The organism is Enterococcus sp. H57, assembly GCF_003112495.1.
GTDB classification, from domain to species: Bacteria; Bacillota; Bacilli; order Lactobacillales; family Enterococcaceae; genus Enterococcus_B; species Enterococcus_B faecium.
In genome coordinates this window covers 1-12280 of sequence record NZ_BEHC01000019.1, presented here as the reverse complement: position 1 = coordinate 12280, position 12280 = coordinate 1, and the positions used below count along the sequence as shown (strand labels likewise).

14 protein-coding genes are annotated in these 12280 nt (G+C 34.8%); 1 reads left to right on the top strand and 13 read right to left on the bottom strand.

Translation table 11 applies throughout. The features are described 5' to 3' along the window. Positions 1-245: 245 nt before the first annotated feature. From DIZ30_RS05735 to DIZ30_RS05715, 6 genes are all read right to left on the bottom strand, one after another. The gene (locus tag DIZ30_RS05735; protein ID WP_002286103.1) at positions 246-1334 is read right to left on the bottom strand and encodes a hypothetical protein; all 1089 of its coding nucleotides are present in this window, start codon (positions 1332-1334) and stop codon (positions 246-248) included. A gap of 242 nt (positions 1335-1576) precedes the next feature. Further along, positions 1577-3214 carry a recombinase family protein gene (locus tag DIZ30_RS05730; RefSeq protein WP_109023138.1) on the bottom strand — a complete coding sequence of 546 codons (1638 nt, stop codon included), beginning with the start codon at positions 3212-3214 and terminating at the stop codon, positions 1577-1579. Between the two features lie 3 nt (positions 3215-3217). Then, positions 3218-4591, bottom strand: a complete 1374-nt coding sequence (locus DIZ30_RS05725) for a recombinase family protein (protein ID WP_086317330.1) — start codon at positions 4589-4591, stop codon at positions 3218-3220. A 265-nt stretch (positions 4592-4856) separates the two neighbouring features. Beyond that, positions 4857-5123 carry an adenylate kinase gene (locus DIZ30_RS05720; protein ID WP_002286113.1) on the bottom strand — a complete coding sequence of 89 codons (267 nt, stop codon included), beginning with the start codon at positions 5121-5123 and terminating at the stop codon, positions 4857-4859. Continuing rightward, positions 5098-5262, bottom strand: a complete 165-nt coding sequence (locus tag DIZ30_RS13510) for a hypothetical protein (protein ID WP_002340116.1) — start codon at positions 5260-5262, stop codon at positions 5098-5100. Before DIZ30_RS13510 ends, DIZ30_RS05720 begins: the two co-directional genes overlap by 26 nt. 43 nt (positions 5263-5305) lie before the next feature. Next, the gene (locus DIZ30_RS05715) at positions 5306-6139 is read right to left on the bottom strand and encodes a replication initiation factor domain-containing protein (RefSeq protein ID WP_002389975.1); all 834 of its coding nucleotides are present in this window, start codon (positions 6137-6139) and stop codon (positions 5306-5308) included. A 107-nt stretch (positions 6140-6246) separates the two neighbouring features. Here DIZ30_RS05715 and DIZ30_RS05710 point away from each other — a divergent pair, with 107 nt between their 5' ends. Next, on the top strand, positions 6247-7476 hold the full coding sequence (locus DIZ30_RS05710; RefSeq protein ID WP_109023137.1) for a hypothetical protein: 1230 nt from the start codon (positions 6247-6249) through the stop codon (positions 7474-7476). Between the two features lie 331 nt (positions 7477-7807). Here the strand turns inward: DIZ30_RS05710 and DIZ30_RS05705 are convergent, their stop codons facing one another. The 7 genes from DIZ30_RS05705 to DIZ30_RS05675 form a co-directional block, all read right to left on the bottom strand. Next, positions 7808-8812 carry a DUF4767 domain-containing protein gene (locus tag DIZ30_RS05705; RefSeq protein WP_109023136.1) on the bottom strand — a complete coding sequence of 335 codons (1005 nt, stop codon included), beginning with the start codon at positions 8810-8812 and terminating at the stop codon, positions 7808-7810. A 70-nt stretch (positions 8813-8882) separates the two neighbouring features. Then, entirely contained in the window at positions 8883-9179 is a 297-nt protein-coding gene (locus DIZ30_RS05700; RefSeq protein WP_002312617.1) for a hypothetical protein, read from the bottom strand. Continuing rightward, positions 9172-9465 (bottom strand): Mor transcription activator family protein, encoded by a 294-nt coding sequence (locus tag DIZ30_RS05695; RefSeq protein WP_002296258.1) that lies wholly within the window; start codon positions 9463-9465, stop codon positions 9172-9174. Before DIZ30_RS05695 ends, DIZ30_RS05700 begins: the two co-directional genes overlap by 8 nt. Before the next feature lie 145 nt (positions 9466-9610). Further along, complete coding sequence (locus DIZ30_RS05690; protein WP_002312616.1) at positions 9611-10162, bottom strand: DUF1643 domain-containing protein; 552 nt, start codon at positions 10160-10162, stop codon at positions 9611-9613. A 173-nt stretch (positions 10163-10335) separates the two neighbouring features. Then, on the bottom strand, positions 10336-10635 hold the full coding sequence (locus tag DIZ30_RS05685) for a hypothetical protein (RefSeq protein ID WP_002312614.1): 300 nt from the start codon (positions 10633-10635) through the stop codon (positions 10336-10338). A gap of 26 nt (positions 10636-10661) precedes the next feature. After that, on the bottom strand, positions 10662-10970 hold the full coding sequence (locus DIZ30_RS05680) for a DUF960 domain-containing protein (protein ID WP_109023139.1): 309 nt from the start codon (positions 10968-10970) through the stop codon (positions 10662-10664). Between the two features lie 116 nt (positions 10971-11086). Continuing rightward, complete coding sequence (locus tag DIZ30_RS05675; protein ID WP_002312610.1) at positions 11087-12046, bottom strand: IS30 family transposase; 960 nt, start codon at positions 12044-12046, stop codon at positions 11087-11089. Positions 12047-12280: the final 234 nt, after the last annotated feature.

Here is a 12280-nt window from a genome sequence, read left to right as displayed (position 1 = left end):
TGTTCACTCTCCTTGTATGCTTTAGCGGGTATTACAATTTGAGTGTAACATAAATGGCTTTTTTATTTGTCTCGCTTAATTATACAAACGGCGTTTCTAAATAGTATGAATTTACTAAAAAATAACAGTTATTATCTTTTAGTAAATCCATATACCATTCTCCAATTTTTCCAATTGATATTACAAACATTTCACGTTAAAAATTTATGATACAGTTCATCTGATAATATCATTATAACTCAATGTTATTCTGCTTGAACTTGACCAGAATTACTTACAAAATATTTATACATCTGATCAGTTCCATCGGCCATATAATAAAAATAATATCCGTCTGCTGTAGTTTCTCTTCCGGCATCAGTTGCATTAGGTCTACCTAACTCATTGTGTTTAGCTATTGCAAGTTGAGCAGCTTCTAACTCTGAAATAGCTGCTTGACTAAGTGTAGAGACATTATTGTTTGTTGCTTCATTGGGTACAGTTTTGAAATAATCATCTTGGATAATCTCACCATTATTATTCACTGTAATGATATTCCAAGTGATACCTTCTGGACCTCCATGTAGTTGATAATGAAAAGTAAACGAGCCATCAGAATTTTGTTGCCCATTTTCAAATGCATCTGAACCGCCCGATTGTGGAAGTTTTTGTCCCAGATATTGAGCTGCTTCTTCAATAGAATTTAATAAATTCGTGTAGACCACTTGTGGTTCTTCGGAAACATTTTCTTGTAAAGTAGCTACCTCACTACTTTCTGTTGTAGTCTCTGTTGATGTAGCCTCCTGATTATCAATTTTTATTTTCTCTAGTTGGTTTTTATATGTGGTAATTGTATCGTCAATTTTTTTGATTAATGAATCTACTTCCGCTTGGCTATATACATCAGTACTCTCTTTTTGTACCCATTTTTTAAGTTCATCTAATGTATTTACTTTTTGAGAAAGATCATTTTCAGTTGCTTCTTCAAGATTATCTAGTGTATTCTCTTTTAAGTCTTTATCGTCTTGTTCTTTAAAATTTGTTTTGATCTTCTTAATAGATTCTGTATAGGTATTAGTAATTTTTTTCTCCGTTTTATCTGACTTAGAGTAAGCACTGGATTCAGTAACAAATTTTTTGTACTCCGACAGTTTTGTATCTTTATCTTTTTCGGCTAAAATTTTCTCTACATTTTTTTCTATTTGTTTCATTTTACTTTTTACTACTTCAGCAGTTTTTGTTTCTGAAGTAGCCGTTTTACTTTTGTCTGTCGAAGCTGAACAACCTGCAAAAACAAAAATAGACCCTACCATAACACCCATCACTAACTTTTTTTTCCAATTCTTTGAGTACATGTGTTTTCTCCCTATTATTTTTTAGTTAATTATAACATCTTTTCATAAAATTTGAGACTACTATATGCGTTTTTTTGTTGATTTACCAACATGTTTAGACATTTTCCTCTAGGAAAAAATTAACTAGCACCACGGGTAAATATCCCTATTTATGATAAGGACCTCCCTAACTACTTCTCTAACGATTTCAAATCGCTAGAGAAGCGTTAGCGCCCCTCTAACGTTGTTTGATATAACCTAGACTAGATCGTTAACGTAAAGGGTGTCTTTAACACAAAAATAGCCGTATCCTTTGTTTTGGATACGGCTATTTGATATTGCTCATTCAATTGTTGTACCACGGCAGGCGTGAATTTCATTGTAATCTCCAATATCTCCTTATGGTTAGGATCAAAGGTTATTTTCTCAATAAAGGTACGATACAAGGCTTTGATTTGCTTCTTCTCACTCTGGGCAAGAAAACGATCCAAACTAGTCAATATCCGTTGGACATCTTTGACTTGAATCGGCTCTCCTTGTTGTTGAAAGATCCCTAAGATTTCATGTTCTCGAATGTGCAACTGTCGTCGTTTTTCAGTCAATTCGTCTAAGCGGTCTTTTAACATCGGAAACAATTCAGGACTATCTTCCAAAGCAGCTTCCCATTTTTCAATTTTAGTCTTCAATTCTTCCTTTCGTTCCAGTAACATCACGAGTTCTTGTTCCAATGGTTGGCTTTGTCGCACTATTTCTTCATTTAACGCTGCCACCAATCGGGGAAGAACTTCTGGTAGCTGAATAATTTCCTTTAATCGGTCGGCGACAAATGTTTCCGCTTGTTCGGCACGAATCGAATTGGCATGACACACACTTGCTCCTTTATTCCGAAAGACTGAACAAGAATAATACCGAATTCGTTTCTTTGTGCCATCCTTTAGAGTATTTGTGACATTACTCGCTGCCATCGGTGCCCCACATTCTGGACAACGTAACAAGCCTGTCAATACATTTTCACCTGTATGGTTCCATTTGGGCTGTTTGCCTTCTAAAACAAGGCGTTCTTGCACTTTTTGATAATCTTCTTCCGAAATAATCGGTTCATGGGTACCTTTCACTAAAATCGGTTTTGGGTTCTTGCCCTTTCGTCGTTTGGTTTCCCAATTGATATAGCGTGCATATTCTAAATACCCTGCATAAATTTTATTGCGTAAGATATCTTTGACTGCCGTGGTAGAAAAAGCATTCTTTTTGACTGTTTGATATCCTTGACGATTCAAAAAATTGGCAATCGCTCGATACCCTGCTCCGCCTAAATATTTTGCATAGATCAGACGAACAATTTTCGCCTCTTCTGGTTCAATGACCAATTGTTTTTGACCATTCGCGTCAATACCACTGACATAGCCTAAACGTCGTCCTCCTGCATAACGCTTTTTATCTTTCACTAAGCTTTGCATTGACATTTGAACATTTTCCGCAATTTGGTTGCGTTCAAATTCACCGAAACTCCCAAGGAGTTGTAACATCAGTTTACCTGTCGAAGTGGTCACGTCAAATTGTTCCGAGATCGAATGTAACCCCACATCATATCGCAACAGTTCCTCGACGGTTTGTAAGACATCTAACATATTGCGTCCGAGACGGGTCAATTTCCAAATCACTAGTATATCAAAACGATGGTTCCGAGCATCGTTCATCATTCGTTGATAGGCGAACCGATTTTTTGTGGATTTCCCACTAATCCCTTCATCGGCATAAACTTCTACCACTTCATAGCCCATCCGTTCGGCAAACTGTCGTCCATTTTGTTCTTGTGCTTGAATACTATGTCCTTCTAAAGCTTGTTCTTGGGTACTCACCCGAATATACAATGCGACTCGTTTGGTTGGTGTCGTTTCCATAGATCATTCGTTCCCTTCTAAAATATTTTGTGTCATTTGCCGGAAGTAAATCCCACAGACTGTTTTTTCCTTTGTTACCTCGATCCGACAAACATGGTCACATAACAATTGTCGACTAGAGAGGTCTTTTAGTTGAAGCCATTCTTTCACTTTTGCTTCACACTGTTGGAGTGAAAGAAACGAAGAAGTAGACATCGGCTTTTGAAGAGCTTGCAATTGTTGCTTGAGTTCTTCCAGTGAACAATTGCCCTCTTCAAATGCCTTAATCCATTGTGCTTCTTGTTTCTTTTGTTGGATTACTTTGCGTTTTTCATCTTTTCGCTTTTCGGCTAATTGTTGCGTCAATTGGGTAATCAAAGCTTGATAGACGCCTTCGTATTGAAAAAAAGCCTGTATCTTTTCCAATACTTCTGACTCAACCCTTTCTGCCCGAAGAAAGATTCCTTGGCAGCTTCGGTCGGTACAATGATAATAATGAAGCGTCTTCGTCTTCTTTGTATTCCATTGATACTTCGAACTCAGATGACGACCACAGAAGGGACACTTAATTTTTTGACGTAATAAGTACGGATACGTATCTTTTTTAGCTGTACACCTTGATTGGCGAATCTCTTGGGCTTGTAAAAAGATTGTTTTCGAGAGAATCGGTTCAAAGGTTCCTAGATACTTCCCCAAAGATCCTCCTTTGATTTCGCCATAGTACAATGGATTTTTTAGGATACTATAAATATGATAGGGCTGAAAAGGACGTTCGCGGAAGAAGAACTTTTGTTGCGTCAATCGTTGACAAAGCTTTTTGTAGCCATATTTTTTAGTCAAATAAAGTTGAAAAATATAGCGAACAATCCTTACTTCGTGTACTTCTTGTTGGATTTTCCCATTCACTAAACGATACCCATATGGAACCGCAGAAGATAGGTATTGCCGTTGTTGCTTTTTATAGGCAAGTCCGGCACGAACATTTTCAATAATGACGTTTCGTTGTTGTTCTGCAAAAGTGAACAATAATTGCACAAATAGTTTATTCGTTGACGCGTGTGAGAAAGAAGCAGGAAGAGGTTCAGAAATCGAATATACTTGAACCTGATGTTGTTGGCACAACTCAATAAATTCTAAGGCTATTTTGGCTTGACGTGCCAATCGATCATAACGCCAAACATAGATCACCCCCTCTTCTTCTGACGCACAAACCCAAGCTCTAAGCTGTCGAAAAGCTGGACGATCCGCTTTTCCCCCTGATTCTCCTTTGTCTGAAAATCGTTGGGGAATTTGTTCATATTTCTCTAAAACATACTCTTTCACTGCATCATATTGAGCGTCATTACTGATTTTCGCTTCTTCATAAACAGACGTTCGATCATAACAAGCCACACGCATGCTTGATTCCTCCTCCTAGCCATTTCTATAACTTTAAGTACTTACAGTAAAATATTCACTGATCAAAAAGGAAAGAAAATCGACTAAGAATCGTTTTCTTTCCTAAATACTTAAAATATGCAAAACGTTCAATCAGTTCCAATTCCTAAACCAAGTTTATTCTTCTTTCTTATTTACTGCCTCTTTTCCATTTTGGTTGAAATAAAAAACAAGCCCAATAGCTAATTCAAAAATAAAATCCTCCATAAAAATAGTCCTCCAATCGTTATAATTCCATGAGACGATGATATTCAATCATACCTTTTTCCGTAAGCTTCCATATATATTGAACACGTCCGCTTCTTGTTATTCTTTTCTGGTTTGTTTCCAGTAGCTCATCATTTTTAAGAGCATTTAATAGACCAGAAATTTCTCTATCAGTTACCTTATACAAATAAATCTCCTTAAGTATCTCAAACGAATAAAAAGGACTCATTTGATATTTTTTGACTAATGCTATAAAAAATTTAGCCTTCTTTGTATTTCTTCTCATTCTCTTCCTCCTGTTCTAATAAATCACCCTTGTTTCCTTGGGTATTTTCTGAAAAATAGATACTTAAGTCCACCACAAACTGACCATTTTCTTCTTTTAATAGCTCTGCTACTAAAGAATCGAAATTCAAATCATTCATTTAATCCTCTTCTTTCTGTAACGTCACTGGCTAACTATCACTTTCATGAAGCTAGAAATTTCATTTTTCCACAATGAAGTTCTTGTTGGCATATATATTCAAGATATCTTTCATACCAAGTTGCTAAATTTCTACGTCTCACTTCTGAATAATTCTCCGTATGAGAGCGAAATTGCAAATTACGTTTTAAAATGCTTGATATATAAGAGGAAAACTCAGATGAATTTTCAACCAACGTTGCAATAACACGATTTGCCCAGTCATGTCGAAACCTTAACTCTGTTCTGAACCAAATATCTTGTGTTTTCGTCTCTAATTTTTTATCATAGACGACTACCGAGATATCACTCGCTCGTTTTCCAAAATAGATACTATCACCGATTATGTCAGACGAGGAAATTCTAGTTTCTTGAATTGTTCTGCATGTACGAAAGCGCGACGTAACTAACCTCTGATTGAGATATCGTTGAACTCGCTTTGTGCTTAAAGTATCCGAAGTAAACCCATCAATTGCTATATCCAGTCTTTTGATGTTGTAGCTTTTGATTGAAATATTTTCTCCTACTTTCATTAGTTTAAAAAAGAACTGTGTCCATTGATGATCCACTTGGCATTCTAGATATCGACATCCTTTTGAACGAATCTCTAGCAAGACAACTGCTTTTTCTCCCTTGTTTTCATAATGGAGAAATAAAAAGCCATTTGTAAGAACTTTATTAAAGCCACGTATACTACTTTCCAATAGTTCAAATTCTTCGATAATGGAATAGTCAAATAAATATCTACCAACTTCAATCACATTTGCTTCAACAAATGAAATCATTACATAATCAATTACAAGCGTTGGATATTTTGTACTCCTAGCTTGTTCTTTCATAAAATAAACCTCCTTTCTTTTCAGAGTATTCAAATATGAAAAAGTATCTGTTAAAATAACAATATACCTTATATTTTGAACAATTTAATTTAATCACAACCATCGTATTGAATCATCAGGCAGTTGGTGGGCAATTGGTGGGCAATATATATTTTGAAAGGATGTTTATTATGTTTCATGTACTTTATGAATTTCAATTCGTTGAAATCGTTAAAGAATTTTTTGAATTACCTTATAAAAGTGACAATAGCCTAAGTTTTGATTCAGCTTTTCAAAACTGCGCGAAACCAGAATGGAATAAAATAAAAAATAAAAAACGAAATTTTACTAGCGTGGCGAAACAAGAATTTGATTTCTTCAGGATTACAAATTCTCCAGAATATGTACCAGCAAACAATGAAATTTTTTCCGAGGTAGGTTATATTGAACTTCTTAATAAATTTATGAAATACGCCATAACCTTTGATGACGTCACTATCAAGAAATTTTTTCAATATGAAGAATTCTCTAGGGACTTAATTTCAGAGTTAGTTAATTTCATGATGACACAATCTAAGCCTTATAAATTAACTAATGATGCACAATTTGTATTAGAGAAAATAGAATCGATTACTGATGATAATGGGATCTTTGAGCTTGGAAAAATTGGATGGAAATCACAAAAGCGTTTAATTCCTCTTCTAAAAAAAGAGAAAGAGACTCTTTCACCAATCAATATTGCCTCTATTTTATTCGAATTATGGAGTACTAAAAAAATTGCTCCTTGTCCACTAGACCCCACTAAAATAAAAGAGAAAGAGAAGAAAAAAGAGAAAGTGGAAAAACAAGAAAAGGACAATAAGCATTCCAATCTGTATATAGAAGTAAACTTAGATTATCCGGAAGATGTTCCTTTTCCTAATGGAAATTATTACACACTCTATATAAAAAATAAGCGTAACTCTCTATATTATGGTGAATGGGATGGGCTCAAACACGTTGCTAAGGAAAAAAAAGGGATATTTAAAAAAGTAAAAGGGGATCTATATCAAGAAATAGAAAAGATTAGAAAAAATCAAGAAATTTCACAAGAAAGAAACTTGTATATCGTTTTTAATAAGGAAAATATAAGCATCATTCATTCGAATATCGAATTCTGGAGCTCCTTTGAAAATAAAGTTCGTTCTGTTAAATCAAAATTATCAACACTCGCACATCAAAATAAGATTATTGGCTACGAAGCCTCAACACTAGAAGAACAAACAATTTTTAACGATTTTTTACCTTCATGGAAATGGCAGCTCTTATCGCCAGAAATAGACTTAGATAGGCATCTATTTGAACTTGAAACCGAGTAATAATTAATTGACTATCTTAGCTGATACTTTACTGATATACCTAGTATTACATTAAGGTATCAGGGGACTTATAATGCGTTTGTTCAGCTACTTTAATGTTCCCAATAAAATTAATAGATGCCCTGCTAAATATAACTTAGCAGGGCATCTTAATTACTTTTTCTAAGGATAAAATTGATTATATCCATGCATACCAATACATTGATACACGCTTCAATCCCTGTAAGTACGAAATTATTTTCTATACTAGTAACTTCATCAGAAATGTTCCTAATATTCAGTACATATTTCTTTAAAACTATCAAATAACTACTATTCTCAGTCTATAATATTATTTAATCATTTGAAAATTGTTAGTCATTCCAATCCGTTGAGAAATTCTTCCATCTGTATAAACTCGGAATTGCTTTCCTCCATTCATTACCGTATTTCCAATATCGTCAGTAGAAATATCAACTGGATAAAATTCTCCATTTTCATCTTGCATTAAATCTTTTCTATATTGGGTGGATTCAATAATATTAGTATTTGATGCATTTTTATCTGAAGACTCATAAATCCACAACGCTTTATTATTTAGTACAGTTTCTTTAGCAGCTTCCCAACTTGAAATTGCTGAGCTACTTGTAGATTGCGTCGTTGTAGTTGTTGCTTGTTGAGTAGATTCTTCTACTACTGGAGTTTGAGGAGTTTGTCCATTCACAATATCAATGAAACCTTGTTTTAGTTGTTGATTTTGAGTTTCGTTAAAGTATAGATAATTATTTTCATTACCTTGATTTTGTTGAGTTAAATAAACTTTAGGTTGTCCATTTTGAAAACCGAAAAAGTAAACATGCTGCCCTAAATATTCTCCAGTTTCTACATCAGAATAAACTGCTACTAAATTGAAATCTGCATGACCAGTTCCATCTTCTGACCATTGTACGGTAACTGGTGCTTCATTGATTGCCATTTTCCAATTGCCATTAATCACGGCTTGTGGTAAAGGAGTGCCATACAGACTTACATTGTTCTGAGGATTGTAGCTTTTATATTCTTGCCCTAATGTCTTTCCCCATTGTGTGACAAAAGTTGCTAGTTGGGTAGATTTCTCACTATCCCACAAAGTATTCTTAACCTCTTCAGAAGAAGATTCAGTGATTGAACTTTCACTTGTACTTGCTTCCACAGATTGCTTCATTTCTGTTGTAGTTTGTTCAGTTGATTGCGTTTTACTTTTATTAGTCTCAATTGTTGTATCAGTTTCTACAGTCTCTTTAATCCTCGTATTCTCAGATGTACAACCAGTGAATAAAATCCCCATTCCAATTAGTAATAACAACCATTTTTTCATTTTATTTTCCCCTTTCAATTTCTCCCTCGCGTACTTATTTTATCAGTCAATTAATCTCAATGGTGTTCATTTAGTTAATCCTTTCCCAAGAATGTCGATAGCCAGCATGACAACGATCTCTTCCTTGAGGGCTTTCAGATGGATTAAAACTAGTAGAAATTTCCCTTCCACATCCTCTACAGCGATAAGTTCTCATTATTTTTGGGCTATTAGTATTATTTTTCTTAGTTAGAGCTATGAGTCCAACTATGATTACCCCAACTGTCTTAATTACTTTTCCTTTATCTATATTCGGATGCGCAAGCATATATTTATATAACCAATATCCACCGTAAATTAAACCACCTAATACAATCAGCTTAGCCATGTACTCGTCTCCTTTCTTTTTGTTTAATTACTTTTTGAATCCATCTTGCAGAGAAACCATAAACTTCTGTCAATTGACGGATATCTACAGTTTTTTCCTGTTCTATCATGTTTTCGATTCTTTTTCTAACTAACTCACGATCGTACATTTTCATTGGAAAAGAAATCTGTTGCCCTCGAAAAGCAAGATAAAATTGATAGAGCAATTCTGAATCCAGTTCCATTTCCTCAAAAAAGTCATTCATACTTTTATAAGAGTTACTCAAACAAGTTTCATCAATTTCCATCTACACACCCCCTGTTATTTTTTACATAATGAAAATAGCATATTACTGGGTACATTGATAATTCATATAACATGTATCATCACATGTATTTTTAAAGTCAAAAAGCATGTAAAACTACTTATAAGTAACATAAGAAAATAAAATGTTATTTTTCTTGAAATAATAATTGACTATCTGCCAATTGCCATTCATTACGAACATGAATACTTAGTGGGTGGGATAACTTACCTTCTGCATTTATCAATACTTTGGTCATCTTTTTTTGTTTCGCACTCAATTGATCGTAAATGGTCTTCGCTTGTTCATAAGCCACTTGACTCGTCGCTGTAATCGAACCACAAGCAAAAATAATGGTGTTGATTTTCTTTTCTGTGAAAACAGTTGTTAATATTTCCAAAGATTGTTCATCATTTCCACGAGGAAATACCCGAGGACTTTTCGCTTTTGTATACGAAAAAAGATTCACAGCAATAAAACCAGTAAATCCTAATTGTCGGATATTCTTTTCGATTAATAACATACTCAAATCATTCGTAAATGGTTCTGTATCTGTTGGACGAATAGTAATGACTACCGCTAATTTATCTTCCGCTTCTTTTCCTTTGATCGCCCATTGTCGTTTGAAAACATAGCGATGGGTATGATGAGGATCTCGCCAAACTTCTGTTTGTGTGGTCACTAATTCTTTTTCAATCATCTCTTTTTCTCCTATGCTAATTTTTGTTCAAGCAATTCAATCACCATTGCCGTTATAAGTGTCAATACTAGTTGAAAATATTTCATATTCTTTCTCCTTTTTTCTTCAGAATTTGATGAATCGCTGTAAGGATATCTTCTAAACATTTCGCAATCATTCTCAAATAATCGATCTTATTCATTCGTTCCTCCAATCTGACTCCAAACCAATCGTCCTTCTACCAGTAACCCACGAACAAATTCTCGCTGGCTGGTAATATCTGTAATGAAATAAACTACATAGTCTTTTCCATCTTCTGGTGCGCAATAAATATAAAGATGTGTCATCACTAAACGTGGTAGAGTAACATCTTCAGGAAGCATACCCATTTCAATTTCCTCTTTTTCCATCGTAACGGATTCATAGCCCCACTCTTCAGGAGTAGTGACTAGCTGTGCACACTTTTCCAGTACTTCGATAGCCGTTTCTAACAAGTCCTTTCGTTCCTTTCTTTTAGATACTAGTATTCTTCTGGTAATAACATCGTTTGATACTCACCCGAATCAATGGCCCATATTTTTTGAGACACTGATTTCAAACGAAGCTTAGGTGAAATCAGATACTCTTTTCTTTCTTCCGGTTCTTCTTGACGATGAACCAACTTTTGATTTCCTTTTTCCGTAGAAAATTCAAAGATTTGAAGATAGTCTAAATGAAATTGCTTTTGAACGTTTTGATCGATTAGATTCCAACATAAAGCTTGTAATTCCACCGGCAAACTGTCCATTACTCCCTTTGTGACATAACGTTGTCCTTTATTTTGAAACATTTCTTTTCCCTCCTTTGCCATAAAAATAGCCCAATCTTCTATTAAAGAAGATTGGGCTTCATGGATATAATATATATTTGATATTCAATTTGATTCATTTTATACTATCTGATTTGTCAAATTAAGCTAGACAATATGTCTTTATCTATGCAGCTCAAAAATACTTCCAATGGTGTTCGATAATTTAATGATTTTCTTGGAATATGGTTTCTTTTCGAGGCAACGGATTGAATAAAGGTTTCATCCGTGTCCCTAAAGTCCATTGTTTTAGGTAAGCCATCTCGTCTAAGCAAGCCGTTTGAGTGCTCATTTAGCCCTCTTTGCGAAGGTGTTCCTGGATCTGCGAAAAAGATGGCAATATCGTTCGAGTTACTTATAGATCGCCAGTTGGAAAATTCTTTTCCACAATCAAATGTCATGGATTTAAACAAGTGTTTAGGCATGGATTTGAACCAATCATTTAACCTGTTTTCGATATCTTCGGCTCGTCTGCCTGTCGGTTTCAAAGTAATAATAACCTTGGATAAACACTCAACCAATGTAATAACAGCGCTCTTGTGTTTAACTCCCACAATGGTGTCGACTTCGAGATGACCAAATTCTTTAGTCAGGTGTGGATAGAGACTGTTCCGTTCATGAATCGTTCTGCGAAAGGCCTGTTTTCCACGCTTTTCTTGATGATTATTCGGTTTACGTTTCCCCTTCATAGGTAACGACTGTGTGTCAAAAAGGCCTTTTTTAAACATCCGATAGAGTGTACGAACAGAACAATCAATTGGAAACTCGCCACGGCCGATAATCACATCGGGTGACCATCCTTGAGCTACCTTTTCTTGAACATATGTTGATTGTTCATCAGATAAAACGGTTGAACGTCGTCCACAACGAGATTTATTTTGTTTGTATTGACGGTAATAATCTAGCACTTTTTTTCCTTGTTTGAGAAACGAATAAACATTATAAATGGTTTGTCTAGAGCGATTTAAACTTTGTGCGACAAGAGCGACAGGTTTCTCGATATTGAAATAAGACTCTATGATTACTAGTTCGTCTGTTGTAAGATGGGTGTAAGTCATTTGTACTCACTCCTTATTAATTCTTTGGTCGGAACTATTTTGAGTGTAGCACAAATGATCTTTTTAGTTGTCTAGCTTAATTTTACAATCGACGTTTTAATAAATTGTGATATAATGAAGTATAACTTTTTAGGGAGTGTACTGGAATGGCAACAGTTTTTTTGACAAATTTTATAAGGTGCAGAACTTCTTTCCGTATGCTATTCCGATTGTCCTTGACAATGAGCCTCCTCG